The 26,404-nt window shown below is 74.1% G+C and carries 19 protein-coding genes; 13 read left to right on the forward strand and 6 right to left on the reverse strand.

Going from position 1 to position 26,404, the window contains the following annotated elements; all coding sequences use genetic code 11:
- Positions 1-7 precede the first annotated feature (7 nt).
- The 4 genes from ACZ7LK_RS24090 (at position 8) to ACZ7LK_RS24105 (ending at position 8,274) form a co-directional block, all read left to right on the forward strand.
- A complete protein-coding gene (locus tag ACZ7LK_RS24090) occupies positions 8-727 on the forward strand; it encodes a GntR family transcriptional regulator (RefSeq protein ID WP_471143210.1) in 720 nt (239 codons plus the stop codon).
- Positions 728-819: 92 nt separating this feature from the next.
- Positions 820-2,346, forward strand: a complete 1,527-nt coding sequence (locus ACZ7LK_RS24095; RefSeq protein ID WP_392276029.1) for a hypothetical protein — start codon at positions 820-822, stop codon at positions 2,344-2,346.
- A 223-nt stretch (positions 2,347-2,569) separates the two neighbouring features.
- Positions 2,570-3,481 carry a hypothetical protein gene (locus ACZ7LK_RS24100; RefSeq protein WP_392276030.1) on the forward strand — a complete coding sequence of 304 codons (912 nt, stop codon included), beginning with the start codon at positions 2,570-2,572 and terminating at the stop codon, positions 3,479-3,481.
- A gap of 53 nt (positions 3,482-3,534) precedes the next feature.
- Positions 3,535-8,274 (forward strand): hypothetical protein, encoded by a 4,740-nt coding sequence (locus ACZ7LK_RS24105; protein ID WP_471143214.1) that lies wholly within the window; start codon positions 3,535-3,537, stop codon positions 8,272-8,274.
- Positions 8,275-8,367: 93 nt separating this feature from the next.
- On the opposite strand, the gene ACZ7LK_RS24110 is transcribed toward ACZ7LK_RS24105, so the two are convergent.
- Complete coding sequence (locus tag ACZ7LK_RS24110; RefSeq protein WP_471143216.1) at positions 8,368-8,778, reverse strand: hypothetical protein; 411 nt, start codon at positions 8,776-8,778, stop codon at positions 8,368-8,370.
- Between the two features lie 372 nt (positions 8,779-9,150).
- Between ACZ7LK_RS24110 and ACZ7LK_RS24115 the strand changes: the two genes are divergently transcribed.
- The 4 genes from ACZ7LK_RS24115 to ACZ7LK_RS24130 are packed head-to-tail and all read left to right on the forward strand — an operon-like array spanning position 9,151 to position 13,357.
- Positions 9,151-11,892, forward strand: coding sequence for a nitrate- and nitrite sensing domain-containing protein (locus ACZ7LK_RS24115; RefSeq protein ID WP_471143218.1), 2,742 nt, complete (start codon positions 9,151-9,153; stop codon positions 11,890-11,892).
- The gene (locus ACZ7LK_RS24120) at positions 11,889-12,326 is read left to right on the forward strand and encodes a roadblock/LC7 domain-containing protein (RefSeq protein WP_392276034.1); all 438 of its coding nucleotides are present in this window, start codon (positions 11,889-11,891) and stop codon (positions 12,324-12,326) included. The genes ACZ7LK_RS24115 and ACZ7LK_RS24120 overlap by 4 nt, the downstream gene beginning before the upstream one ends.
- 10 nt (positions 12,327-12,336) lie before the next feature.
- Complete coding sequence (locus ACZ7LK_RS24125) at positions 12,337-12,765, forward strand: DUF742 domain-containing protein (protein WP_392276035.1); 429 nt, start codon at positions 12,337-12,339, stop codon at positions 12,763-12,765.
- Entirely contained in the window at positions 12,746-13,357 is a 612-nt protein-coding gene (locus ACZ7LK_RS24130) for a GTP-binding protein (protein ID WP_392276036.1), read from the forward strand. Before ACZ7LK_RS24125 ends, ACZ7LK_RS24130 begins: the two co-directional genes overlap by 20 nt.
- Here ACZ7LK_RS24130 and ACZ7LK_RS24135 read toward each other — a convergent pair.
- The gene (locus ACZ7LK_RS24135; protein ID WP_471143223.1) at positions 13,347-14,258 is read right to left on the reverse strand and encodes a M15 family metallopeptidase; all 912 of its coding nucleotides are present in this window, start codon (positions 14,256-14,258) and stop codon (positions 13,347-13,349) included. The genes ACZ7LK_RS24130 and ACZ7LK_RS24135 overlap by 11 nt on opposite strands.
- Positions 14,259-14,303: 45 nt before the next feature.
- On the opposite strand from ACZ7LK_RS24135, the gene ACZ7LK_RS24140 reads away from it, so the two are divergent.
- Positions 14,304-14,807 carry an NUDIX domain-containing protein gene (locus ACZ7LK_RS24140; protein WP_392276038.1) on the forward strand — a complete coding sequence of 168 codons (504 nt, stop codon included), beginning with the start codon at positions 14,304-14,306 and terminating at the stop codon, positions 14,805-14,807.
- A 70-nt stretch (positions 14,808-14,877) separates the two neighbouring features.
- Here the strand turns inward: ACZ7LK_RS24140 and ACZ7LK_RS24145 are convergent, their stop codons facing one another.
- On the reverse strand, positions 14,878-17,250 hold the full coding sequence (locus ACZ7LK_RS24145; RefSeq protein ID WP_471143227.1) for a glycoside hydrolase family 31 protein: 2,373 nt from the start codon (positions 17,248-17,250) through the stop codon (positions 14,878-14,880).
- Positions 17,251-17,475: 225 nt separating this feature from the next.
- Between ACZ7LK_RS24145 and ACZ7LK_RS24150 the strand changes: the two genes are divergently transcribed.
- Both ACZ7LK_RS24150 and ACZ7LK_RS24155 read left to right on the forward strand, forming a co-directional pair.
- Positions 17,476-19,461: an acetoacetate--CoA ligase gene (locus tag ACZ7LK_RS24150; RefSeq protein WP_392276040.1), complete on the forward strand. Its 1,986-nt coding sequence runs from the start codon at positions 17,476-17,478 to the stop codon at positions 19,459-19,461.
- Complete coding sequence (locus tag ACZ7LK_RS24155) at positions 19,458-20,021, forward strand: GNAT family N-acetyltransferase (RefSeq protein ID WP_392276041.1); 564 nt, start codon at positions 19,458-19,460, stop codon at positions 20,019-20,021. Before ACZ7LK_RS24150 ends, ACZ7LK_RS24155 begins: the two co-directional genes overlap by 4 nt.
- Position 20,022: 1 nt before the next feature.
- Here ACZ7LK_RS24155 and ACZ7LK_RS24160 read toward each other — a convergent pair whose 3' ends face one another.
- Complete coding sequence (locus tag ACZ7LK_RS24160) at positions 20,023-21,342, reverse strand: aminotransferase class I/II-fold pyridoxal phosphate-dependent enzyme (protein ID WP_471143232.1); 1,320 nt, start codon at positions 21,340-21,342, stop codon at positions 20,023-20,025.
- Positions 21,343-21,454: 112 nt separating this feature from the next.
- Between ACZ7LK_RS24160 and ACZ7LK_RS24165 the strand changes: the two genes are divergently transcribed.
- Positions 21,455-22,675 (forward strand): MFS transporter, encoded by a 1,221-nt coding sequence (locus tag ACZ7LK_RS24165; RefSeq protein WP_471143235.1) that lies wholly within the window; start codon positions 21,455-21,457, stop codon positions 22,673-22,675.
- A gap of 13 nt (positions 22,676-22,688) precedes the next feature.
- Positions 22,689-23,579: a hypothetical protein gene (locus tag ACZ7LK_RS24170; protein WP_471143238.1), complete on the forward strand. Its 891-nt coding sequence runs from the start codon at positions 22,689-22,691 to the stop codon at positions 23,577-23,579.
- Between the two features lie 84 nt (positions 23,580-23,663).
- Here ACZ7LK_RS24170 and ptsP read toward each other — a convergent pair whose 3' ends face one another.
- On the reverse strand, positions 23,664-25,334 hold the full coding sequence (ptsP, locus tag ACZ7LK_RS24175; RefSeq protein ID WP_392276045.1) for a phosphoenolpyruvate--protein phosphotransferase: 1,671 nt from the start codon (positions 25,332-25,334) through the stop codon (positions 23,664-23,666).
- An 82-nt stretch (positions 25,335-25,416) separates the two neighbouring features.
- Positions 25,417-25,866 carry a PTS sugar transporter subunit IIA gene (locus tag ACZ7LK_RS24180; RefSeq protein ID WP_392276046.1) on the reverse strand — a complete coding sequence of 150 codons (450 nt, stop codon included), beginning with the start codon at positions 25,864-25,866 and terminating at the stop codon, positions 25,417-25,419.
- Positions 25,867-26,404: the final 538 nt, after the last annotated feature.

Raw genomic sequence — 26,404 nt, forward strand, 5'->3', positions numbered from 1 at the left:
GGGCGCTGTGGGGACGACGGGCTCAGGGAGCGGCGGGCTCGCGGACGACCGCGTGCTCCTCGGCCGTACGAGCACCGCGGAACGGGTCGCGGACATCCTGCGCACCCGGATCGCCGAGGGGTTCTTCCCGCCCGGCACCCGCCTGTCGGAGGAGAGCATCGGGGGCGCGCTCGGGGTGTCGCGCAACACCCTGCGCGAGGCGTTCCGGCTGCTCACGCACGAGCGGCTGCTCGTCCACGAGCTGAACCGGGGGGTCTTCGTGCGCGTCCTCGCCGTCGAGGACGTCGTCGACATCTACCGCACCCGGCGGCTCGTCGAATGCGCCGTCCTGCACGACCTGGGTGAGCCCCCGTACGCCCTCGACGGCCTGGTCCTCGCGGTGACCGGGGGTGAGCGCGACGCCCGGGACGGCGACTGGAAGGGCGTGTCCACCGCCAACATCCACTTCCACCGGGAGCTGGTCGCCCTCGCGGGCAGCGACCGCACGGACGAGCTGATGCGCGGGGTGCTCGCCGAACTCCGGCTCGCCTTCCACTCGGTGGCCGATCCCCGGGCGCTCCATGAGCCGTATCTCATGCGAAACCGGGAGATACTGGACGCTCTTCAGGCGGGGGAACCGACCCGTGCCGAACGGCTGCTCATGGACTACCTCGACGATTCCCGTGAGCAGTTGGTCCGGGTCTATTCCGATGTGGTCGCGGCGGACCCGCCGCCCGGCACCGGCTGACGGCCGCCGCGCGCACCGGCCGGCCCACGGGCCCGCGCGGGCCGTCTGCGCCGTTTCGACCGTTGTCGGTGCGAGGACCTAATCTGTGCAGCGTGACTTCGCCTGCCTCGACGGAATCGGTTCCGCCCCAGCTCAGCGCGGGGCCGCGGCCCGCGCAGGGCCCGGCCGCCGACGAAGGGCTCGCGCGGCGGCTGCGCGCGCTCGCGTGCACCGCGCCCCTGCACGACCTGGACGCGCGCAAGGCGAACCTGGCGGGGGAGTACTCGACGTACGCCATGGCCGAGGTCGCCCTCGCCGCGATCGACCTCGTCACGCTCAACATGGACTTCGACACCGGCGCCGACCACGAGCAGATCGTCGCCCGGCTGCTGCCCAGGGTCGCCGCCCAGGCCCCGCGGCGGCCCGCCGCCGAGCACGAGCGCGTCGCCCGCTGGGTCCTGGAGAACCTGATCAACGTCGGCAGCGTCGACCGGGGCTTCCGCGCCGTGTACGGCACCTTCGGCGCCGACGGCGTCTACGTACGCCGCGACTACGACTTCAAGCTCATCGAGGAGGTCCCCGGGTACGGGGGCAGCGTCTACCTCCGCACCACCGACGAGGCGGTCAACGTCCTCGTCGGCGCCCTCGACACCGACGTCACCAGCGCGCAGATCGCCGCGGAGGTCAAGCTGGAGGTGCTGATCAGCCGCGGCAGGCTCGCCGACGCCCAGCTCGCCGCCGAACAGGCGCGGTACCGCACCGTGCAGTACGCGGAGACCCTCCGCAAGACCCTGGAGGCCACCCGGCGCAACGTCCGGGCCGTCGACTGGCTCAGCGCCGTACCCGACATGATCGACGAGGCGCTCGACCACGTCGCCGACCGGTACCGCCACGAGAACGCCATCCTCACCAACATCCGCAAGGCGCGCGACGAGGCCGAGGACCAGGAGCACAAGCGGCGCGCCGCCGAGCTCGTCGACATCGTCAAGGACTGCATCCGCCGCCACACCCAGCTCCAGTCCCGGCTCCTGGAGGCCGGGCCGCTGTTCCGCGCCGAACAGGACCGACAGGCCTTCACCCAGCCCACCGCCCGCGCCGGACTCGACCTCTACGGTCAGCTCGTCGCCCCCCTCCTCCCCCTGCCGGTGGAGCGGGCCACCAAGGTCACCGACGCGTACTTCGCCCACGGCACAGGTCTGCGCGCCCCCGGCGCCGTACGGATGGGCGACCTGGTCGAGCTGCTGCTGACGCCCCCCGTGGAGCGGGAGCACCTGGGCGCCGAGATGCCCGAGCCCGACCTCATCGCCACCCCCGACGACAGCCGCTTCAGCGAGGCGCAGCTTGCCACCGCCATGGAACTGCTCGACCTGGAGCACGACGCGCCGCGCAGGCTCTCCGGACTTCTCGCCGAAGCCCGCCGCCGCGACCCCGAACTGCCCTACCTGGTCGCCCTGCTGGCCGTACACGCGGCCAGCCCCCCGGTCGGCACCGCCTACCGGCAGGGCGAGGAACGCCTGCTGTTCGCCGTCGACGACGGCACCGAGCTGGACGACCCGGAGTTCGGCGGCGCCGACCTGATAGTCGGCACCGCGCTGCTCGACGCGGTGGGCATGGCCGCCGACCGCAAGGACACCGCGTGAACGGCCCCGCCACCGCCCCCGTCCACCGCCCGGCGGGGCGGTGGACGCCGAGCCCGGCCGTGGCCGGGAGCGCCGCACCCCGCCGCACGTCCCGGCCCCGGACCCTGTCCCTGGCCCGGTCCGCGGCCCGGCTCCGGCTCCGGCCCCGGCCCCGGCCCCGGCTCCAGCCTCCGTCCCCGTGCCCGTCCCGACCACGATCCACCCGTACCGAGGAGCCCCAGCCGTGAGCGACCACCACGCCGAGCACACCGACGCGTGGAGCGAGCCGGACGCCCCCGAGGCGGCCCAGCCCGGCACGCCCACCGGCGGCTCCGCCGTCACACCGGCCGACGCCGCCGACGCCGCCCGCCTGGTCTCCTTCGGGCTCCAGCCCAAGCTGCTCCCCGCCCGGGACGCCGAGTACGCCGACCTGCTCCGCCGCTACCGCGAGGAGCCCGCCTTCGCGCGGGTCGCCGACGCCGTGGCCACCGGCCTCGGCCTCATCGTGCTGGAGGTGTCCCCCCGCGCCGGCATGGCCGTCACCGCCGCCGAGGACTCCGTCTTCGCCGTCCGCATGGGCGACTACGCCCGCCGCGCCTCCACCGACTCGGGCGACCGCTTCCTGCACGGCCTGGCCCACCTCGCCGTCGCCGCCATGGCCTTCCCCCGCCCCGAGGACCTCGCCGACGACGGCTACATCGGCCGCCTCACCGTCAACGGCGTCGACGCCTTCGTACGCCAGGCCTGCCGCCGCCTGGAGGAGCGCGCCGAGGAACAGGGCGAGAACACCGACCCGGCCAGCGACGCCCCCGGCCTGGAGGCCGCCTGGCGCATCTACGCCCGGCGCAGCGCCACCGGCGCCACCAAGGACGCCCGCCGGCTCGCCGGCTCCACCACCGGCATCATCGGCAAGGCCGTCGCCTTCCTCACCGACTCCGGCTTCCTCCAGCGCACCGGTGACGAGGGCGGCGGCTCCTACCGCACCACCGCCCGCTACCAGCTCCAGGTCCGCGACATGGCGGGCAGCGCCGCCATGGCAGAGCTCCTGGACCTGGGCGTCGTCCCGGTCTCCGACGGCACCGCCACCCTCCTGCCGCCGCCCGAGGGCGACGACCTGGAGCTCGCGGCCGACGCCGGCCTGCCCTTCCACGCCTGACACGCGCCCTCCGACACGCGCACCACGACAGTAACGACTGAGAGTCCGCCGACATGTACGAGTTGTCCCGGGTCCGCCTCTACTCCATCGGGCCGGCCGGTGCGCGGTACGCCGACACCGTGCTGGACCTGCGCGGAGTGGGCGCGCCCGTGCCCAACCCCGCCCCCACCCAGGCGGAGTTCTTCGAGGACGAACCGGTCGGCCCGCCGCGCCGCCCCGCGCCCGCGGGCGTGCTCTTCCTGGAGAACGGCGGCGGCAAGTCCGTCCTGCTCAAGCTGATCTTCTCGGTGATGCTGCCCGGCCACCGCAACACCCTCGGCGGCGCCAGCTCCGGCGTCCTGCGCAAGTTCCTGCTCGCCGACGACTGCGGCCACGTGGCCCTCGAATGGCAGCACACCCTCACCGGCGAGCTCGTCGTGGTCGGCAAGGTCAGCGAGTGGCGCGGCCGCCAGGTCTCCAACGACCCGCGCAAGTTCGCCGAGGCCTGGTACTCCTTCCGCCCCGGACCCGGTCTCGGCCTCGACTCCCTCCCGGTCGCGGAAGCCACCTCCGTACGCCCGCCCGCCGAGGGCATCTCCGGCGCGCAGGGCCGCCGCCGCACGATGAAGGGCTTCCGCGACGCCCTGACCGAAGCCGGCAAGGCGTACCCGCACCTGGAGGTGTACTGGGAGGAGATCCACGACCGCTGGAACGAACACCTCGGCGACCTCGGCCTGGACCCCGAACTGTTCCGCTACCAGCGCGAGATGAACGCGGACGAGGGCGAGGCCGCCGGCCTCTTCGCGGTCAAGAAGGACTCCGACTTCACCGACCTCCTGCTGCGCGCGGTCACCGACACCCGCGACACGGACGGCCTCGCCGACCTGGTCAGCGGTTTCGGCAACAAGCTGGGCCGCCGCGCCGAGCTCACCGCCGAACGGGACTTCACCGCCGGGTCCGTCGACCTCCTGGGACGGATCGTCGAAGCGGCCGGCACCCGCGCGCGTGCCCGCGACGTCCACGCCGGGGCCGAGCGCCGCACCCGCACGCTCGCCCACCGCCTCTCCGCCCGCGCCGCTCAGGAACGCGGCCGCGCCGCCGAGCTGGCCCGGCAGGTCACCGCCGCCGCCCACACCGTCACCGAGACGGAGGACGCCCGCGCCCGCAGCTCCCTGATCGCCGCCGAGCTGGCCTACCGCCACGCCTCCCTGGCCCTCACCGCCGCCGAGAAGGGCGCCGCCGCCCAGCGGCGCGAGCTGATGGACGCCCGCACCCTGCACGCCGCCTGGCAGGCCGCCGAGGCGGTCCTCAGGCACCGCGCCGCCGCCGACCGCTCCGCGCGCGTGGCCGCCGCCATCCGCGAGGCCGAGCGCGACGCCGCCCCCGCGCTCGCCGCCCGCGCCAAGGCCGCCGCCGACCTCGTACGCGCCCTGCACACCGCCGCCGAGGAGGGGGAACGGCAGGCGGCCGAGGAGGAGGAGCGCTCCGCCGCCCTCCAGGAGGCCGGGGAAACCGCCCACCGCGACGCCACCGCCGCCGCCACCGAGGCCCAGCGCGCCCGCAGCGAAGCGGGCCACCTGCGCCAGCGCCTCGCCGAGGTGGAGCAGGAGACGGCCGAAGCGGTACGCGCCGGCTGGCTCGACGACACCGCCCCCGACGCCGACCCGGCCCGCGCCGCGCTCGCCGCCAGCGACGCCGAGAAGACCACCGTCGCCGCCTGGGACACGGCCCGCGACGCCGCCCGCGCGGCGGCCGACCGGGCCCGCGAGGCGGCCGCCGCCGAGTCCCGCGCCGAACTGGCCGCCGCCCGCGCCGCCGACGCCGCCCAGGCGGCCGACCACGCCCACCAGGCCGAGCGCCGCGCCGCCGAGGCCATCGCCGCCGAGGAACGCCTCGCCGAGCTGCTGAGCCTGCCGTCGGCCACCGGCCCGTCCGCCGCCGAACCGCCCGGCACCGGCCCGGCCGGTCCCAGGGCCGCCGTCCCGGGCCCCCGCCAGGGCACGGACACCGGCCCGGGCGCCGGGGACGACGACGGCCACCCCGGCGGCCACGGCGGGACGCCCGCACCCGCGCGCACGGCCCAAGGCCCCCTCACCGTCGAGGAGTTCGACCGGTACGCGGACGACCTCCGCGAGCTGCTCGACCAGGGCATCGCCTCCGCCGAACGCAAGCTGTTCGAACTGCGCACCGCCGCCGCCGACGACTCCCGCATCCTCGGCGCCCTCGGCGACGGCGGGCTCCTGCCGCCCGGCCCCGACGTCCTCGCCACCGTCGAGTACCTCGGCGAACAGGGCATCCCCGCCCTGCCCGGCTGGCGCTACCTCGCCCAGGCCGTCGACCCCGCCGACCACGCCGCCGTGCTCGCCGCCCGGCCCGAGCTGGTCGACGGCGTGGTGATCACCGACCCGGTCTCGTACGCCCGGGCCCGCGAAGCCCTGGCCGGCGCCGCGCTGCTGCCGCGCTCCGCCGTGGCCGTCGGCACCGCCGCCGCCCTCCTCGCCCCCGTCCCCGGACAGACCGGCACGGACACCGACGTCTTCCTCGTCCCGCCCAACCCGGCCATGCACGACGAGCACGCCGCGGACGAGGAGCGCCAGGCGCTGCGCGCCCGTGCCACCGCCCGCGACGAGGAGATCCGCACCCTCGCCGCCCGCCTCACCGGCGACCGCTCGCTCGCCGCCCGCATCGGCTCCTGGCGCGCCGACTGCCCGCCCGGCATGCTCACCGAGCTGGCGGAGGCCGCCACCACCGCCCGCGCGGCCGCCGAGGCCGCCGAGGTGGCGCTCGCCGAAGCCCGTACGGCACGGGCCGAGGCCGACGAGGCGGCGGCCGACACCGCCCGGGTCCGCGACGAACGGCAGGAAGCCGCCCAGCGGGCCCGCCGGGTCGCCGACGCCCTCGCGGGACTGGCGTTCCGGCTGCGCGAGCGGGCCGGCTGGCAGGCGCGGCTGCGCGAACTGGCCGACGAGACCGCCGAGTACGAGGCCCGCGCCCAGACCTGCCTGGAGCGGGCCCGCGCCGCCGACGAGGACCGCCGCGCCGCCCAGCGCGCCGCCGACGACGCCCACCGCACCGCCCGCGCCCTGCGCGCCGAGCGGGCCGAGATCGCCGGCGCCCCCGAGACCCTGCCCGCGCAGGACGCCGACGCCCCGCGCGTACCGCTCGCCGCCCTCCGCGAGGCCTACCGCGCAGCCTCCCAGCTCTACGAGAAGGTCGGCGTCGGCGCCGACCTGCGCGCCGAGCAGGCCCGGGCCGAGAGCGACGAGAGCGCCGCCCTCGCCGAACTGGACCGGCTCACCAACAAGGTCCGCACCCGCGCCGCCCAGCTCCTGGAGAGCCCGGACGGCGCCGACGGCCCCTCCCGCCAGGCCGCCGCCGCTCGCGCCGAGTCCCTGGTGCAGATGCTGGAGACCCGGGCCTCCGAGGCCAGTGAGAAGCTCGGCAGGCTCCGCGGCGAGGCCGAACGCCTGGCCCCGGAGGACGGCGAGGCGCACACCGAGCTGCCCGGGGAGCTGGTGCCCGCCGACGCCGACCACGCCCAGTCCCTCCTCCGCACCGCCACCACCGAACTCGCCACCCGCACCGACGCCCTGGAGACCGCCCGGGCCACCCACGCCCGGCTCCTCCAGGCCCACCGGGCCGCCGAGGACGCGGCCGGCGGCTTCGACGAGACGGCCGCCCTCCTCCGCGACCTGCTCAGGGAGCACCCCGACGAGGACCAGGAGACGCCGGAGCCCTACCCGGGCAGCCCGGAGGAGGCGCGCCGGTCCGCCGCCGAGGCCCGGCGCTCCCTGCGTGGCTGCGCGGCCGACCTGTCCGCCGCCGACGCGGCCGTACGGGAGGCGTCCGACATCCTCGTACGGCACGCCAACTCCACCCGCTACGAGCAGGTCCGCACCCCCGCCCGCCAGCAGATCCGCGAACTGCCCGCCTCGGCCCTGCCCGAGCACGCCGCCAAGTGGGCCGACGCCTTCGCGCCCCGGCTGCGCGTCCTCACCGACGAGCTGGCGCAACTGGAGCGCAACCGCGAGTCGATCGTCGACCGGCTGCGCGGCCTGGTGGAGTCCGCCCTGGCCACGCTCCGCTCGGCGCAGCGCCTCTCCCGGCTCCCCGAGGGCCTGGGGGAGTGGTCGGGTCAGGAGTTCCTCCGCATCCGCTTCGAGGAGCCCGACCAGGCCACGCTCGTCGACCGGCTCGGCGAGGTCATCGACGAGGCGACCCGCGCGGCCGTCAGGAAGAACTCCGACCTGCGCCGGGACGGCATGTCCCTGCTGCTGCGCGGTGTCCAGGCCGCCCTCGAACCCAGGGGCGTGGCCGTGGAGATCCTCAAGCCGGACGCGGTGCTGCGCGCCGAGCGGGTCCCGGTCGGACAGATGGGCGACGTCTTCTCCGGCGGCCAGCTCCTCACCGCCGCCATCGCCCTCTACTGCACGATGGCCGCCCTGCGCAGCAACGACCGGGGCCGCGACAAGCACCGGCACGCCGGCACCCTGTTCCTCGACAACCCGATCGGCCGCGCCAACGCCACGTACCTGCTGGAGCTCCAGCGGGCGGTGTCGGACGCGCTCGGTGTTCAGCTTCTCTACACCACGGGCCTCTTCGACACCACCGCGCTGGCCGAGTTCCCGCTGGTCATCCGGCTGCGCAACGACGCGGACCTACGGGCGGGCCTGAAGTACATCAGCGTGGAGGAGCACCTCCGCCCCGGCCTGCCGCAGCCCCCGGCCGAGGGGGAGACGGTCGTGCACGGGGAGATCACCGCCACCCGCATGTACAAGCGCACCCCGGACCCGGTGCCGGCGACCACCGACTGACCCGGAGGCCACGGCCGGGCACCCGGCCCGGCGGCCCGGCACCCGGCCCGGCGTCAACCGGCCGGCCCGTCACCGTACGGGCCGGCCGGGCGGTCACGCCCTCGACAGCCGGTTGTCGCCCGCGCCCCGCCGCCCCCGTATGCGCGCCGTCGCCCGGGCCTCCGCACGGGCGACGCGCCGGGCCCGGCGCCGCTCACGGCGCAGCCTCCGCGCCGTACTGCTGGGGGTCGACACCACACCGTGCCGCTGGTTCCACACCTGCCGGGTCACCCACACGTCCAGCACGGCCCAGGTCGCGATCACCGTACTGGCGACACTGCTCAGCACCATCGGGAAGGCCAGCCAGGACGTGGTGACCGTGCAGAAGAACGCCACCATCGCCTGTATCAGCGTCAGCGCGACGACGAGCACGGCACGCACCGCCGCCGAACGCACCGCGTCCGGCAGCCTGGGCCTCCCCACCGGCTCTTCCACCCACAGTTCGCGCCGCGCTGCCGTCTCCATCCGAACCGCCACTCCCCACGACCGACCGTCTCAAAGGTGGCTGCCCCTCTTCGGCCGCTTTACGCCGAGGTTTCTCGCCTCCCCGCACAGGAGGACGAACGGCCGGCGGTGAAGATTCCCTCGGAACATGCAATTCCAGCCATCCCCCATCGAATCGGAAATGACGCTCCGCCAGGTGTCCTCCGACACACCCCATGGGTCACCGTGGCGAATAGCAGGACAACTCACGATCTGCGCGTCCGGCTGCGGCTGAAAATCGCCCGGACGTCCCTTCGAGTTGTCCGTGGTGCAGTAGTAGGCTCGCGCCGTTTGTTGATGTGTTGATGTGCACACCCACGCCGGACGACCAGGCGGGTGCGAGTGGGGGAGGCCATGCGCTTTCGCGGGAAGTCGATCCGCAGGAAGATCGTGGCGTTGCTCCTCGTGCCGCTCCTGTCCCTCACCGGCCTGTGGGGGTTCGCAACCCTCATCACGGGCCGGGAGGCCGGTCAGCTCCTGGACGTCGGCTACATCGTCGAACGGGTGGGGCACCCGCTCGAGGAGACCATCCACGTCATCCAGCAGGAACGCCGCCAGACGCTGATCTACCTGGCCGACCCCCGCGCCGCCGAGGCCCTCCCCGTGCTGCGCCGCGACCGCGTGGCCACGGACCGGGCCGTCGCCAGGATCCGGGAGAACGCCAAGGACCCGGGCGTCCTCGACGCCCTCAGCGCCCAGGCGGCCCGCCGGCTCCGCTCCCTCACCGCGGGCTTCGACGACCTCACCGCGCTGCGCCGCTCCGTGGAGAGCCGCGCCGTCGGCCGCGTCCAGGCACTGGAGTTCTACAACCGCCTCGTCGACCCCTGCTACAGCTTCCTCAGCAACCTCCACGCGCTCGACAACGTGGAGATGGACAAGGAGGGCCGCGCCCTGGTCGGCGTCGTCCGCGCCCGGGAGATGCTGTCGCGCGAGGACGCCCTGACGGTCTCCTCCCTCATCAGCAAGCGGCTCACCGCCCAGGAGGTTCGCGCCATCTCCGACCTCGTCGCCCACCGGGAACTGCTCTACGAGGTCAACCTGGAGCTCATGCCCGGCTCCGAACGCCATGTCTTCCAGTCCTACTGGCGCAGCCCCCGCACCGAGCCCCTCCGCGACGCGGAGGACGCGCTCCTCGCCGCCGGCGCCACCGACGAGCCCCGCACCATCGACGCCGCCAGATGGCAGGAACTGGCCAATCCGGTCCTCGAAGGCCTCGCCCGGGAGAACACCGAGGCCGGCAACCGCTACCAGGACCGCGTCGAACCCGTCGCCCACAGCGTCCTGTTCAAGGCGGGCGTGGCCGGTGTGCTCGGCTTCCTCGCCGTCCTCGTGTCGATCGTCGTCTCCGTACGCATCGGGCGCGCGCTCGTGCGCGACCTGCGGCGCCTGCGCAAGGAGGCCCAGGAGGTCTCCGGCGTACGGCTGCCCAGCGTGATGCGCCGCCTCGCCGCCGGGGAGCACGTCGACGTCGAGACGGAAGTGCCCCACCTGGAGTACGAGAAGGACGAGGTCGGCCAGGTCGGCCAGGCCCTCAACACCCTCCAGCGGGCCGCCGTCGAAGCCGCCGTCAAGCAGGCCGACATGCGCCGCGGCGTGTCCGAGGTCTTCGTCAACCTCGCCCGCCGCAACCAGGTCCTCCTCCACCGCCAGCTCACCCTCCTGGACACCATGGAGCGGCGCACCGAGGACACCGAGGAACTCGCCGACCTGTTCCGCCTGGACCATCTCACCACGCGTATGCGCCGCCACGCGGAAGGCCTGGTCATCCTCTCCGGCGCCGCGCCCTCGAGGCAGTGGCGCAAGCCGGTGCAGTTGATGGACGTCGTACGGGCCGCGGTCGCCGAGGTCGAGGACTACGAGCGCGTCGAGGTGCGGCGGCTGCCGCGCATCGGCGTCGGCGGGCCCGCGGTCGCCGACCTGACCCACCTCATCGCCGAACTCCTCGAGAACGCCACCGTGTTCTCCCCGCCGCACACCGCCGTGCACGTCCACGGCGAGCGCGTCGCCAACGGCTTCACCCTGGAGATCGACGACCGGGGCCTCGGCATGGCACCCGAAGCCCTGCTCGACGCGAACCTGCGCCTCGCGGAGACCCCCGAGTTCGAGCTCTCCGACACCGACCGGCTCGGCCTGTTCGTGGTCAGCCGCCTAGCCCAGCGCCAGAACGTCCGCGTCTCGCTCCAGCCCTCCCCGTACGGGGGCACCACGGCGGTTGTGTTCATCCCGGCCGCGCTGCTCACCGACGCGCCCGAGACGCAAGGCGCCGGATTCCGGCTCGACCGCAAGGGCGGCAAGGACGCCCCGCGCCGGCGCGCGGCCCTGTCCAAGGTGCCCTCCGGCCTGTCGGCTGCCACCGGGCCGTCCGTACTCGACGGGCCGGTCGAACTGGAGGCACCCGTCGGCGCGCTCGGCCTCGACGACCGGCTCGCCGACCTCGGGACCCTCGACGAACGGCTCGGCGACCTGGAGGAGAGCGAGAGCGAGCGCGGCGGCCTCTTCCGCGCCCGGCCCCCGCTGCGTCCCGTGTCCGGCCACCGCGCGGAGCCCGAGCAGCACCAGCAGGCCGCCGACCGCACCCATGAGCGCCCGTCCGGCGGCCCCGTACCGCTGCCGCGCCGCAAGCCCCCGACGCTCGTCGCCCACCGCGGCCGGCGCCTGGACGAGGGCGGCCGTACGCATCCCGCGCCGGAGGAGCCCGCGGCACCCGCCGGGCCCACCGCGCCCGGGCCCACCGCGCCCGGGCCCACCGCGCCCGAGCCCGCCGCGCCCCCGCCCGCCGACGACGCGACCCTCCTGCTGCGCGGCCTTCCCCGCCGCGTACGCCAGGCGAGCCTCGCCCCGCAACTGCGGCGGACGGCCGGACGGGCCGCCCCGGACGACCCGGGCGCGTACGCGGACGGGGGCACGGCCCCGGACAGGGCCACGGACACCGAGCGCGACGCCGAGCGCGAGGCGGAAGAAGTACGCAGCCGCATGGCCGCGATGCAGCGGGGCTGGCAGCGGGGACGCAGGCACAACGCCGAGAGCACCCCGCCCGCCGGCCACGACGGACCAGCACCAGCACCAGGAACGACACCGGAGGGGGACGGTCGATGACCGCACCGAACGCCGCAGCACCCAATTCAACCGGCTCGACCGGCGAGCTGAACTGGCTCCTCGACGAACTGGTCGACCGGGTGGGTTCCATCCGCAAGGCACTGGTGCTCTCCAGCGACGGCCTCGCCACCGGGTCCTCCAAGGACCTCAGCCGCGAGGACAGCGAGCACATGGCGGCGGTGGCCTCCGGGTTCCACAGCCTCGCCAAGGGCGTCGGCCGGCACTTCGACGCCGGTCGCGTCCGCCAGACCGTCGTCGAGCTGGAGGAGGCCTTCCTGTTCGTCACGGCCGCGGGTGACGGGAGCTGCCTCGCCGTGCTGGCGGACGCCGATTCGGACGTCGGTCTCGTCGCGTACGAGATGACGCTCATGGTCAAGCGGGTCGGGGCCCACCTCGCGACGGCACCTCGGACCGGACTGCACGCCGGAGGGTGAGGGGGATGCGATGAGTGACGCAGGAGGGCGGCACAGCCGGACACGGGTCCGGGACCGCCATGAGCCGCACCACTGGTTCGACGACGACGCGGGCCCGGTGGTCCGCCCGTACGCGATGACACGCGGCCGTACCAGCAGCGCCACCCGCCACCGCCTCGACCTGATCGCGGTGGTCGTCCCCGAACCCGCGGCCGACGACCCCGGCCGTGACCAGACGCTGTCACCGGAACACGTGGAGATCGTGGAGCGGTGCAGCGACCTCCCCCGGTCGATCGCCGAGCTGGCCTCCGGGCTGGACCTCCCCGTCGGGGTGGTCCGCGTCCTGGTCGGCGACCTCGTCGAGGACGAACTCGTCCACGTAACCCGTCCCGTCCCGCCGGCCGAACTGCCGGACGTCAGCATCCTCCGTGAGGTGATCAATGGCCTTCGGGCGCTCTAGCACCGGCCGCAAGAAGCGACCGGTCGAGCCGGTGACACTGAAGATGCTGGTCGCCGGCGGATTCGGGGTGGGCAAGACGACACTGGTGGGCGCGGTCAGCGAGATCCGGCCGCTGCGCACCGAGGAGACCCTCACCGAGGCGGGCCGGCCGGTCGACGACCTGCACGGCGTGGAGTCCAAGTCCACCACCACGGTGGCCATGGACTTCGGGCGCATCACGCTCCGCGAGGACCTGGTGCTGTACCTCTTCGGCACGCCGGGGCAGGACCGCTTCTGGTTCCTGTGGGACGAGCTCGCGCAGGGCGCCCTGGGGGCGGTGGTGCTGTGCGACACCCGCCGCCTGGAGGACAGCTTCGCGGCGATCGACTACTTCGAGCGCCGGGGCATCCCGTTCGCGGTGGCCGTCAACTGCTTCGAGGGCTCGGCCCGCTTCCCGGCCGAGTCGGTACGGGCGGCACTCGACCTCGACCCCGAGGTGCCGCTGATGATGTGCGACGCGCGCGACCGGGAGTCGGTCAAGGCGGTCCTGGTCGCCGTCGTCGAGCACGCCATGACCCTCGCCGCCCGCACCCGCGAGCCGGTCACCACCTGACGACCCCGCCGGCCCGTACCCCCATGGACAGGGGTACGGGCCGCCCAGTCTCCGCACGCCGGGCCGTGGCAGGGTGCCCGGCCACGGACCGCAGTGACACGGGGAAGTCGAAGTAGGTGGCGGGGAACGGTTCCGGCTTGTACGTGAAGTGCCACCACTCCTCCGGGAGGTTGGCGAACCCCTCCGTGCCGAGCGTCCCCTTCAGTAGCTGCCGGTTCGCCCGCTGCGCCCCCTGGACGCGCGGGTCGTCCGTGTGGGACAGCGTGTCGAAGCAGTCGAAACCCGTCCCCATGTCGATGGAGTTGTCGGGGAAGCGCTCCTCCCGTGGGGCGTGACAAGGGACCAGCCGCTCGCCCGGCACATAGGGGCGGGTCGGCACGGCGGGCAGCTTCACGATCGTCAGGTCCACCGTGGACCCCCTGCTGTGCCCGGACTTCTCGGCGATGTATCCGTCCGCGAACAGCCGGGACTTCGCGACGAGCGGATAGAACTCCGCTTTCGTCCGCTCGTCCTGGAGGTCCTTGGCCCACCGCACGAAGTGGTCCACCGCCCGCTGCGGCCGGTAGCAGTCGTAGACCTTCAGCGAGTGGCCCTGTCGCAGCAGCCGTAGCTGGGCCCGGTGCAACGCCTCGGCGGCGGGACGGGTCAGGATGCACACCGGCTGCCGGTAGCCGTCCACCGGCTCGCCCACGAAGTTGTGTTCCGTGGTGTAGCGCATCTCCTGGATGATCGTCGGGTCGACGGACCGCAGGGCCACGAACTCCTCCGGGGCCTTGGGCTCGGGGGTGGCCCGGGCGGTGGGCGCGCCCGCCGTCGACACCAGGGCCAGCGCGGCGGCGGCCGTCAGCAGGGCGGGGACAAGGGCACGGACAACGGGCAGCGAGGAAGCACGTCGTGTCATGCGCCCCGTCTATCAGGCCCGGCGGGATGGGTACAGTCCCTCTCCGTGAAGGACTCCCACTGCACCGGTTGCGGCGCCCCCTACGCGGCGGGCGCCGGCTGGCCCCGCGCCTGCGCGCACTGCGGCGACGTCGCCTATCGCAACCCGCTGCCCGTCGCCGTGGCCCTGCTGCCCGCGACCGACGCGCGCGGCACCGGGCTCGTCGTCATCACCCGCGCCATCGAACCCCGGCGCGGCGGCACCGCCCTGCCCGGCGGCTTCATCGACCACGCCGAGGACTGGCGGGAAGCGGTGGTGCGGGAGCTGAGGGAGGAGACGGGGATCGAGGCGCCGGCGGGTGACGTGACCCTCGCCGACGCCATGAGCTCGCCCGCCGGCCACCTGCTGCTCTTCGGCCTGCTGCCCGAACGCCCGGCCGCCGCCCTCCCGCCCTCCGTGCCCACCGACGAGACGACCGGCCACCACCTCCTGCACGCCCCGGCGGAACTGGCCTTCCCCCTCCACACGGCCGCGGTCGCCAACTGGTTCGCGGGCCGCTACCCCGGCTGACCCCTACGCACGGCAGGCCCCGTCCCCACCCGTGACCCCCACGCACCACCCGCCCCACACTCCACCCCCCTCACCCCGACCCCGCCCCCACCCCCCGGATCCGCACGCCCCGTTCGACCTCCACCGCCCCGTCGTCAGTCACCCGCTCCACCACGACCCGCCCGTCCACCACCCGCGACCGGTACCGCTCGATCTCCGCCCCCGCCCACCCGTCGCCGGCGTCCCGCACCACCAGCCCGCCACCGGTGCGCCCCACGGCCGGGGCCCACACCTCCAGCGCGTCCGCCCCGTCCCCGTCCCGCACCGGGATCACCGCGCCCGCGCGGGCGAGCACCGGAACGCGCGACAGCGGCGCGTCCACCAGCACCTGCCCGGGCCCCTCGTACGCCCGCTCCGTGGCCGTGTCGTACCAGCGGCCGCGCGGCAGCCGTACCGCCCGCCGGTCCGTGCCGCGCGCGAACACCGGCGCCACCAGCAGCGCGTCGCCCAGCAGGAACGCGTCCTCGCAGTCCCGCAGCGCCCGGTCCTCCGGGGAGCCCCACCACACCGGCCGCACGTAGGGGGCACCGGTGAGGCGCGCCAAGTGCGCCAGGGTCACGAAGTAGGGCCGCAGCCGCTCCCGTTCGGCCAGCGCCTCCCGGGCGTGCTCCAGCACCTTCGGGCCGAACTCCCACGGCTCGCGCCGCCCCGCGTCGATCGCCGCGTGGGTGCGGAACAGCGGCAGCCAGGCACCGAGCTGGAACCACCGCAGGAACAGCTCGGGCGTCGGACTCCCGTCGAACCCGCCGACGTCGGGGCCCGAGTACGGCACCCCGCACAGCCCCAGGCCCAGCACCAGCGACAGCGACGCCCGCAGCCCCGGCCACCCCGTGGACACGTCGCCCGACCACGTCCCGCCGTACCGCTGCATCCCCGCCCACCCGGAGCGGGAGAACAGGAAGGGCCGCTCGTCCGGGCGCAGCCGCCGCAGCCCCTCGTAGCCCGCCCGCGCCATCGCCAGCCCGTACACGTTGTGGGCCTCCCGGTGGTCGCCGCCCCGGCCCTCCAGGACGTGCCGGGCCGAGCGCGGCAGCGTCATGTCACCGAACGGCGTGAAGGAGACGGGCTCGTTCATGTCATGCCACACCCCGGAGAAGCCCCGCGCCAGCCGTTCCTCGTACAGGCCGCCCCACCAGTCCCGTACCGCCGGATCCGTGAAGTCCGGATAGACGCAGTCGCCCGGCCACACCACGCCCCGCACCTCGGCACCCCTCCCGTCCCTGACGAACGCCCCCGAGGGCCCGACCGCGCGGCCGCTCTCGTAGACCGGGTTCCCGCGCTCCGCACTGACCCCCGGGTCGACGATCGACACCAGCCGCACGCCCTCCTCGCGCAGCTCCCGCGCGAGCCCGGGCAGGTCGGGGAACCGCTCCTCGTCCACCGTGAAGACCTGGTGCCGGTCGTAGTGGTCGATGTCCAGGTGCAGCACCGACAGCGGCAGGTCCCGCTCCCGGTAACCGCCCACCACCCGCCGCACCTCCTCCGCACTGCCGAAGCCCCACCGGGCGTGCTGCGGCCCCAGCGCCCAGGACGGCGGCAACGCGGGGGCGCCCGTCAGCACCGTCCAGCCGTGCAGCACGCGCGCGGGGGTGCCGACGACCACCCAGCAGCGCAGCGGCCCGCCGCTCATCCGCACCTCGCTCGCGCCCGGCCGGTCGTGCCCCGAGCCGGCCCCCTCCTCGCCCTCCCGCAAGGAGACCTGGCCGTCCCAGGAGTTGTCGTGGAACGCCAGGTGCGTGCCCGCGTCCGACACCACCAGCTGCACCGGCATGGTGATGTACAGCGGGTCGTCACCGGGCGCGAAGCTCCCGCGCGGGTCCGTGTTCCACAGCCGGTACGTCCCGCTGCGCAGCCGCGGCCCCGACGCCCGCCCGCCCAGCCCGAAGAACCGCGCGTCCGCGGGCACCTCCGAGCGCTGCACCCACCGCGAGGGGCCCCCGGAGACCGGCTCCCACCACCGGGGAGGCAGGTCCCGGCGCAGCACCACCCCGCCCGGTGTGCGGACCTCCACTGCGCCGTTGCGCGACACCGCCACCGTCACCCGCTCCGACACCACCCGCCAGCCGCCGCCCTTGTCGGGCTCCAGTTCCGCCCGCGGATCGGGCTCCGGCGGCCGGCCCGCCAGCGCGTACGACGGCAGCGGTTCCGCCCCGTCCCAGCCCCAGAACACCGTCCCGCCGACGAAGACGCACACCCGCACCGACGAGCGGGCGAACCGCACGGTCCCCCCGCCCGGCATCGGCTCCACACCCTCCACGGGCCCCGGGACCCGGGCGCGCTCCGGTCCCGCCGGCGGCAGCCCCCGGGCGTCCGTACGCCGCTGCCGCCACGCGGACCGCATCGCCCGCAGCCCCCGTACCGTGCCGAAGATCCTCACCGAGCGCACCAGATCACGACCGTCCATGACGATCACCCTGCCACCCGGCCCCGGGGCCGCGCGGCCCGTTCAACCGGCGTTCACCCGTGGCGGGAGCACATGTTCATCCCGCCGGCCATGGGTGGTGAGCCCTGGTGCGAACAACGATCACATGGCATCGTCCTGCTCAGCCGCGTCACGCGCACACCCCCGCACGTGCGCGGGACCCACGCATGACCCGCGTACAGGGACGTACAGCCAGGGAGCAGCCCCATGACCACAGAGCACGCCCAGCCCGAGCCGCTCTGGAAGCCCGACCAGGACCGCGTCGACACGGCCGCGGTCACCCGTTTCCAGGCCTGGGCGGCCCAACGGCACGGCGCACCCGCGGACGGCGGTTACCCCGCACTGCACCGCTGGTCGGTCGACCACCTCGACGCCTTCTGGCAGGCGGTGGCCGAGTGGTTCGACATCCGCTTCTCCACGCCGTACGAGCGGGTCCTCGGCGACCGCTCCATGCCCGGCGCCCGGTGGTTCCCCGGCGCCACGCTCAACTACGCCGAGCACGCGCTGCGCGCCGCCGCCGACCGGCCCGACGCGCCCGCCCTCCTGTACGTCGACGAGACGCACGAGGTGACGCCGATCGGCTGGGCGGAGCTGCGCCGCCAGGTGGGCTCCCTCGCCGCCGAGCTGCGCGCCCTCGGCGTACGCCCCGGCGACCGCGTCAGCGGCTACCTGCCGAACATCCCGCAGGCCGTCACCGCCCTCCTCGCCGCCGCCGCCGTGGGCGCCGTGTGGACCTCCTGCGCCCCCGACTTCGGCGCCCGCAGCGTCCTGGACCGCTTCCAGCAGGTGGAGCCCGTCGTCCTGTTCACCGTCGACGGCTACCGGTACGGCGGCAAGGAGCACGACCGCCGCGACACCGTCGCCGAGCTGCGCCGCGAGCTGCCCACCCTCCGGGCGGTCGTCCACATCCCGCTCCTGGGCACCGAGGCCCCCGAGGGCGCCCTGGAGTGGTCCGCCCTCACGGCGGGGGACACGGAGCCGGTCTTCGAGCAGGTGCCCTTCGACCACCCCCTGTGGGTGCTGTACTCCTCCGGCACGACCGGCCTGCCCAAGGCGATCGTCCAGTCCCAGGGCGGCATCCTCCTCGAACACGTCAAGCAGCTCGGGCTGCACTGCGACCTCGGCCCCGAGGACCGGTTCTTCTGGTACACCTCCACCGGCTGGATGATGTGGAACTTCCTCGTCTCCGGCCTGCTCACCGGCACCACGGTCGTCGTGTACGACGGCAGCCCCGGCCACCCGGACACAGGCGCCCAGTGGCGGATCGCCGAAATCACCGGCGCCACCCTGTACGGCACGTCCGCCGCGTACGTCATGGCCTGCCGCAAGGCGGGGGTCCACCCCTCCCGCGACTACGACCTGTCCCGGGTGATGTGCGTCGCCACCACCGGCTCGCCGCTCCCGCCCGACGGGTTCCGCTGGCTGCACGACGAGGTGCGCGACGACCTGTGGATCGCCTCCGTCAGCGGCGGCACCGACGTGTGCAGCTGCTTCGCCGGCGCGGTCCCCACCCTGCCGGTGCACATCGGCGAGCTCCAGGCCGCCTGCCTGGGCACCGACCTCCAGGCCTGGGACCCGCAGGGCAAGCCGGTCGTCGAGGAGGTGGGGGAGCTGGTGGTCACCAGCCCCATGCCCTCCATGCCCGTCCACTTCTGGAACGACCCCGACGGCAGCCGCTACCACGACAGCTACTTCGACATGTTCCCCGGCGTCTGGCGTCACGGTGACTGGATCACCATCACCGACCGCGGGTCGGTCGTCATCCACGGCCGTTCCGACTCGACCCTGAACCGTCAGGGCGTCCGCATGGGGAGCGCCGATATCTACGAGGCCGTCGAGCGCCTCCCGGAGATCCGCGAGTCCCTCGTCATCGGCCTGGAGGAGCCCGACGGCGGCTACTGGATGCCCCTGTTCGTCCACCTCGCCGAGGGCGCCACCCTGGACGACGACCTCGTCGACCGCATCAAGCGGACGATCCGCACCCAGCTCTCCCCGCGCCACGTCCCCGACGAGATCATCCAGGTGCCCGGCGTCCCGCACACCCTCACCGGCAAGCGCATCGAGGTCCCGGTCAAGCGCCTCCTCCAGGGCACGGACCTGTCCAAGGCGGTCAACCCCGGCTCCGTCGACAACCTCGATCTGCTCCGCTTCTACGAGGAGCTGGGCCGCGCCCGCGCCAAGAGCACCCGATGAGCTCGTTCTGGACGGGTCGGCGCGTACGGCTGCGCGGGATCGAGCCCGAGGACTGGCAGGGCTTCATGGAGTTCGACGCCCACACCGGCCACCAGCGCGCGGTCGACGTCCTCCACCCGCCGCGCTCCGCCGAGAGGTACCACGCGTGGGCGGCCGAGGAGGCCGTCGCGCCGCCCACGGGCGACTCCTTCCGGCTCGCCATCGAGGCCCTGGACACCGGCGAACTGGTGGGCGCCCTGTCCACCCATGACGCCGACCCGCGCACCGGCCGGTTCCGGTACGGCATCGGCATCGGCGGTGACCACCAGCGGCGCGGCTACGCCGCCGACGCCGTGGTCCTGCTGCTGCGCTTCATGTTCGGCGAGCGGCGCTACCACAAGTGCGAGGCGGGCGTCTACGCGTTCAACGGCGCCTCGCTCGCCCTGCACCGGGCGCTCGGCTTCACCGAGGAGGGACGGCTGCGCGACCACGAGTTCTTCGCCGGGCGCCACCACGACCTGGTGCTGATGGGGATGACGGCTCCGGAGTTCGCCGCCCGCCATCCCTTCGAGCAGCTCTGACTCAACCGCCGTACATGGCCTCGGACCCGCCCAGCACCGCGGCGAAGTCCGAGGCCAGCCGCGCCGCGTCGGCCGGTTCCAGCTCCGCCGTGGTGACCCGTACGCCCGTGGCCGCGGCGATGCGGAACCGGGCGCCCGCGGCGACCCACCAGCCGCACGACCGCAGCCCGTTGACCACGGCCGACTCGTCCCGCACCGGCACCCACACGTTGAACCCGCTCGCCCCGTGCGCCCCGATGCCGTGCCGCGCCAGCCCGGCGACCAGCGCCTCGCGCCGCTCGGTGTACACCTCCCCGGCCCGCTCGACGAGCCGCCGCACATCCTCGTCCGCCAGCAGCCGCGCGGTGGTCTCCTGGAGGACGTGACTGATCCACCCGGACGTCAGCAGCAGCCTGCCGTCGTGCCGGGCGAGCGTGGTCCCGTCGCACGCCAGCGCCGCCCACCGCAGATCGATCCCCAGGTGCTTGGACACCGTCCGCACATGGGCCCACCGGGGCAGCCCGGCAGCCGCCAGTGAGTACGACGGCGCACCCGACACGTCCGCGTTGTGGTCGTCCTCGACGACCAGCACCTCCGGGAATGCGCTCAGGACGTCCGCCAGCGCGTCCCGCCGTTCCCGGGAGAAGCAGCCCCCCATGGGGTTCTGGCCGCGGGGGCTGCACACCACCGCCCGGACGCCCGCTCGCAGAGCGGCCCCCAGCGCCTCGGGGACCATGCCCCGGTCGTCCACCGCCACCGGCACCATCCGCAGCCCCAACGCCGGTACCAGGTCCAGCAGATGGTGGAAGCCCGGGTCCTCCACGGCCACCGAGTCACCCGGCTTCAGCTCCGTCGACAGCAGCCGCCCCACACAGTCGAGCGCGCCGTGCGCGAACGTCACCCGCTCCGCCGGCACCCCGTCCCGCGCGAACCACTCGCGGGCCAGCGCCTCCAGCGACGCCAGCCTCGGTGCCGCCCGGTGCGAGCCGGGCACCGGCGGCACGGGGGACGGCGGACGCAGGACGGGCAGGAACGCCGGGTCGGGGTGCCCGCCCGCCAGGTCGCGCAGGCCCGCCGGCACCCTCGGCGGCCGCCGTGAACCGACCGCCGGCGTCTGCGCCACCACCGTCCCGCCGCGGCCCCTGGTCACCACGATCCCGCGCTGCCGCAGCTCCCTGTACGCCGTCGCCACCGTGCCGGGACTGACGGCCAGGTCGTCCGCCAGCCTCCGCACCGGAGGCAGTGCCACCCCGGGCCCCAGCGCCCCCTCCGCCACCGCCCGCTCCACGGAAGCTGCGATTCCCCTGGCCGTGGACCCAGTGATCGAATATTGTGCTGCCACGTACTGAACTATGTATCAATACATAAGTCTCGTCAAGGGGGAGACGGTGGACCCGCACAAGCGCCCGACCGCACGCGCAGAGCGCATACCAGGAGGCCGCGACGGCCGCCGCATGCTGCTCGTCTCATTCATCGACAAGATCGGCACCGGGCTCTGGACCACCGCCCTCCCGCTCTACTTCACCCACGTCACCGGCATGTCCGTCGCCCGCGTCGGCCTCCTCATCGGCCTCTCCGGCGCCATCGGCATCGCCGGAGCCCCCCTCGCCGGACGCCTCGCCGACCGCTTCCCCGTCACCCGCGTCCTCGTCGGCGCCCAACTCCTCCGCGCCCTCGCCCTGCTCACCCTTCTCACCACCCACACCTACGCACTCCTCCTGCTCTACTCCGCCATCGGCGCCCTCCCGGACCGCGCCTCCAACGTCCTCACCAAGCTCTACGCCGCCCGCATCGCCGGCCCCCACCGCGTCCGCTACCAAGCCCTCAACCGCACCGTCTCCAACCTCGGCTGGGCCTTCGGCGGCCTCGGCGCGGCCGCCGCCCTCGCCGTCGCGACCACCACCGCCTACCAGACCCTCCTCATCGCCAACGCCCTCTCCTACGCCCTCATCGCCGCCCTCACACTCCGCTGCGCCGAACCGCCGTCCCCCTCCCGCATCGCCACCCGCTCCGGCCCCCACGCCACCCCCACCCCACCCGCCCCACCCTCCAACCCCTGGCGCGACCGCACCTTCCTGCTCTTCACCGCCACCGAAGCCGCCCTCTTCCTCGACGACGCGATCCTCCAGGTCGGCATGCCCCTGTGGATCGTCCACGCCACCGACGCACCCGCCGGCCTCGCACCCCTCCTCCTGGTCCTCAACTCCGTCCTCGTCGTCCTCTTCCAAGTCCCCCTCGCCCGCTTCGGCGCCACCGCGGCCGCCGCCCGCACCCTGCTGCTCCCGCTCGCCCTCCTCTTCACCACCGGCTGCCTCGCCCTGGCCGCCTCCGCCTCCGGCCACGGCTGGACCACGGTCACCGCCCTCACCGTCGCCGCCGTCGCCCTCACCTTCGCCGAGATGGTCCACGCCACCGCCTCCTGGGAACTGTCCGTCGTCCTCGCCCCCACCGACGCCCAGGGCGCCTACCTCGGCGTCCACGGACTCGCCGCCTCCACCCAGCGCAGCGCCGGCCCCCTCCTGGTCACCGCCGTCATCGCCGCCGGCCCCCTCGCCTGGCCCCTGCTCGGAGCCGGCTTCGCCGCCACCTGCCTCGCCCAGCACCGCCTGGTCCGCCACCGCCTCCCCGAGGCCCCACTGTCAGTACCCCCGATTACGGTGAGTGAGAACCGATAGACAAGGGGGAACCATGGCACGCACCAGCACCACCACGACCATGCGACGCGCACTCCGCCGGGAAGCAGCGAGCACCGTCGGTCTCCTCGCCGACCCGATCGATTTCGCGGCCATGCGCCGCTACCGCACCTTCCCCTTCGACGACCACGACACCTACCTCCGCCAGGTCGACAAGCTCCTCCGCACCCTCGCCACCCACGGGGGACACACCACCGTCGCCCTCTTCGACCCCGAGGACTACGCCGACTACTGCGCCGAGACCGGACTCGACCCCGACACCCCCGTCGGCCGCAGCCGCTACACCGCCGAGATCGGCACCACCGGCGCCCGCGTCCCCTACACCGGACAACCCGTCGACCGCCTCGTCCCGCTCCTCGTCCAGCGCGCGGTCAGGCAGGCCACCTGGGAGTACGCCACCATGCTCCTGACCGACCTGGGAGCGTGCGCCGACTGCGGCCAGGACATCGGCCGCACCGCCTTCGACCGGGCCTCCCACCTCCTGACCCGGCTCCTCGAAGCGGCCGGACCCGGCACCCACCACCTCGTCTGCAGCGTCCCCGCCGACGAACACCTCCTCGCCGTCCTCCACACCGAACGGCCCAGCACCGGCCCCGCCCGACTCGACCCCACCGAAGGAGCCGAGTTCGTCACCGTCCTCGCCGCCGGGATCGCCCTCGAACGCCCCGGCGGCCTCGTCCTCCGCACCACCGCCCCCGACACTCCGGACCACGTCCACGGCTGGCGCCTCGACCGGGGACACCTCGTCCCCCTCACCGCCGCCGAGGTGTTCAACGCCTACTGCACCGACGCCGACACCGGAGATCCCCTGCCACCCGAACCCGGCGTCGCGTACCACGCCGGATTCGACATCACCACCGACGACCCCTGGCCCGGCCACCACTGACCGCCGGACCAAAGGAGAAGGGGCTTCCCCGCCACACGGCGGGAAAGCCCCTCCACACGAACCGGCGAACCGGCCCCGACCGGCCTACTCCCCGGACAGCACCGCCTGCGCGGCCAGCCGCGCCTCCTCGGCCGAATCCGTCGCCCGAGCGGCCGCCGCCGCCCGCTCGCACTGCGCCAGCGTGTGCTTGGCCAGCGTCGCCCGGACGTACGGGATCGACGCCGCACCCATCGACAAGGAAGTGACGCCCAGCCCCGTCAGCACACAGGCGAGCAGCGGATCGGACGCCGCCTCACCGCACACGCCGCAGCTCTTGCCCTCGGCCCGGGCCGCCTCCGCGGCCAGCGCCACCAGGTCCAGCAGCGCCGGCTGCCACGGGTCCTGCAACCGCGACACCGCACCCACCTGCCGGTCCGCGGCAAAGGTGTACTGCGCCAGGTCGTTCGTCCCCAGCGACAGGAACTCCACCTCCTGGAGGATCGACCGCGCCCGAAGCGCCGCCGACGGGATCTCCACCATGGCACCGAACTTCGCCCGCAGCCCCGCCTGACGGCACGCGTCCGCGAACGCCTTCGCGTCCGCCCGGTCCGCCACCATCGGCGCCATGACCTCCAGGTACACCGGAAGGCCCTCGGCCGCCTTCGACAGCGCCGAAAGCTGCGTCCGCAGCACCTCCGGGTGGTCCAGCAGCGTCCGCAGACCCCGCACGCCCAGCGCCGGGTTCGGCTCGTCGGCGGGCGTCAGGAAGTCCAGCGGCTTGTCCGCACCCGCGTCCAGCACCCGCACGACCACCCGGCCCTCCGGGAAGGCCTCCAGCACCTTGCGGTACGCCTCGATCTGCTTGGCCTCCGACGGCGCCCGCTCGCTGTCGTCCAGGAACAGGAACTCGGTACGGAACAGACCGACGCCCTCGGCCCCCGCCTCCACCGCGGCCGGCACATCGGCCGGCCCGCCCACGTTCGCCAGCAGCGGCACCTTGTGGCCGTCCGACGTCGCCCCCGGACCGGTCGCCGCCGACAGCGCCGCCTTGCGCGCGGCCGCCGCCTCCTCCAGCTCCGCCCGCTTCTCCGCGCTCGGCTCCACGAAGATCTCGCCGGTGCTGCCGTCCACCGCGATCACGGTGCCCTCGGCCAGTTCACCGGCCCCCGGCAGCGCCACCACGGCCGGCACACCGAGCGCCCGCGCCAGGATGGCGCTGTGGCTGGTCGGCCCGCCCTCCTCGGTCACGAAGCCGAGCACCAGCGTCGGGTCCAGCAGCGCGGTGTCGGCCGGCGCGAGGTCCCGCGCGATCAGCACGTACGGCTCGTCGCTGTCCGGCACACCCGGCATCGGCACGCCCAGCAGCCGGGCCACGATCCGGTTCCGCACGTCGTCCAGGTCCGCCACCCGCCCCGCCAGGTACTCCCCGGCACCGGCCAGCAGCGCCCGGTAGGCGGCGAACGCGTCGTACACGGCCCGCTCGGCCGTGCTCCCCACGGCGATACGACGCTCGACGTCGGCCATCAGCTCGGGGTCCTGCGCCATCATGGCCTGCGCTTCGAGCACCGCCTGCGCCTCACCGCCGGCCAGGTTGCCCCGCGCGATCAGATCGGCCGCCACGGCCTCGACGGCCTGACGGGCACGCCCCTGTTCGCGCTCCGCCTCCTCGGCCGGGATCTGCTTGGCCGGCGGCTCCAGGACCGCCGTGCCCATGTGGCGGACCTCGCCGATCGCCACCCCGTGGCTCACTCCGACGCCCCGCAGCGTTGTCTCCATTACACCTGTCTCCGATCGAGTGGCGGCCGGACCGCCACGTTGAATGTCCCGCCCCGGTGCCGCCGGCACGACGGCAGTGACGTCACCGCCAGGAGAAGAGGGCGTCGCCGGCCTTGACGCCGCCGTCCTCGATGACCTCGCTCAGGGAGTCGGCGGTGGCCTCCAGGGCCACGATCGGGCAGATCGGCGACTTGCCGGCCGCCTCGACGGCCGCGGGGTTCCAGCGCACGACGGCCTGGCCGCGCGTCACGGTGTCCCCCTTGTTCACCAGCAGCTCGAAACCCTCGCCATTGAGCTGCACGGTGTCGATGCCCAGGTGCGTGAGCACACCATGCCCTTCGCCGTCGACGACGACGAAGGCGTGCGGGTGCAGGGACACCACGATGCCGTCCACGGGAGCCACGGCCGCCGAAGCCTCGCGCACGGGATCGATGGCCGTACCCGGGCCGACCATCGCCCCGGAGAAGACCGGGTCGGGTACGGCGGCGAGGCCGATGGCGCGGCCCTCGAGCGGCGACGTCACGGTGGTCATGGGGAGCCTCCCAGGGGGTGGAGATGTGTGTCGCCGCCCCTACCTGTCCTGGACGGCGTACTGATCAGAAGCGTATGTCATGAGAAGTCCGGGTTACGCCCGATAAGTCCGGGTTGGCGGACCTAGGGACTACCGGCAACGATTTGCCTCAACTACCAACGGGCGGTAGGGTCGTACCCCTGCTTGGCCACGACGCAACTCTGAGTCGGAGGCCGGCAGCGACTCTCAAGCGGATCCTAACTGGTCTACACCACTGGTCTACACCTCTGTGTGCTCGGTGGGGTGGTCAGGGGGTCGGAAAAACGCTGATAGAGTCGGAACCGCCGGAAACGGAAAGCGCGAAAGCGAGCAAACTCTCCGGCACCAACCCGCTCCAGCGGGTGGCGGAAACGGAAAACGGATCTGCTAGACTGGAAACACGAAATACCGAAGGGAAGCGCCCAGAGGAAAGCCCGAGAGGGTGAGTACGAAGGAAGCGTCCGTTCCTTGAGAACTCAACAGCGTGCCAAAAATCAACGCCAGATTAGTTGATACCCCG

It is taken from the genome of Streptomyces sp. NPDC039423 (assembly GCF_055598725.1).

Bases quoted from the DNA above. Each gene is read 5' to 3' on its own strand.
- ACZ7LK_RS24120 (WP_392276034.1), top strand. From the start codon at position 11,889: ATGACCGCACCGAACGCCGCAGCACCCAATTCAACCGGCTCGACCGGC.
- ACZ7LK_RS24135 (WP_471143223.1), bottom strand. From the start codon at position 14,258: ATGACACGACGTGCTTCCTCGCTGCCCGTTGTCCGTGCCCTTGTCCCC.
- ACZ7LK_RS24145 (WP_471143227.1), bottom strand. From the start codon at position 17,250: ATGGACGGTCGTGATCTGGTGCGCTCGGTGAGGATCTTCGGCACGGTA.
- ACZ7LK_RS24150 (WP_392276040.1), top strand. From the start codon at position 17,476: ATGACCACAGAGCACGCCCAGCCCGAGCCGCTCTGGAAGCCCGACCAG.
- ACZ7LK_RS24165 (WP_471143235.1), top strand. From the start codon at position 21,455: ATGCTGCTCGTCTCATTCATCGACAAGATCGGCACCGGGCTCTGGACC.
- ptsP (WP_392276045.1), bottom strand. From the start codon at position 25,334: ATGGAGACAACGCTGCGGGGCGTCGGAGTGAGCCACGGGGTGGCGATC.
- ACZ7LK_RS24130 (WP_392276036.1), top strand. From the start codon at position 12,746: ATGGCCTTCGGGCGCTCTAGCACCGGCCGCAAGAAGCGACCGGTCGAG.
- ACZ7LK_RS24155 (WP_392276041.1), top strand. From the start codon at position 19,458: ATGAGCTCGTTCTGGACGGGTCGGCGCGTACGGCTGCGCGGGATCGAG.
- ACZ7LK_RS24170 (WP_471143238.1), top strand. From the start codon at position 22,689: ATGGCACGCACCAGCACCACCACGACCATGCGACGCGCACTCCGCCGG.
- ACZ7LK_RS24110 (WP_471143216.1), bottom strand. From the start codon at position 8,778: ATGGAGACGGCAGCGCGGCGCGAACTGTGGGTGGAAGAGCCGGTGGGG.
- ACZ7LK_RS24105 (WP_471143214.1), top strand. From the start codon at position 3,535: ATGTACGAGTTGTCCCGGGTCCGCCTCTACTCCATCGGGCCGGCCGGT.
- ACZ7LK_RS24125 (WP_392276035.1), top strand. From the start codon at position 12,337: ATGAGTGACGCAGGAGGGCGGCACAGCCGGACACGGGTCCGGGACCGC.
- ACZ7LK_RS24115 (WP_471143218.1), top strand. From the start codon at position 9,151: ATGCGCTTTCGCGGGAAGTCGATCCGCAGGAAGATCGTGGCGTTGCTC.
- ACZ7LK_RS24180 (WP_392276046.1), bottom strand. From the start codon at position 25,866: ATGACCACCGTGACGTCGCCGCTCGAGGGCCGCGCCATCGGCCTCGCC.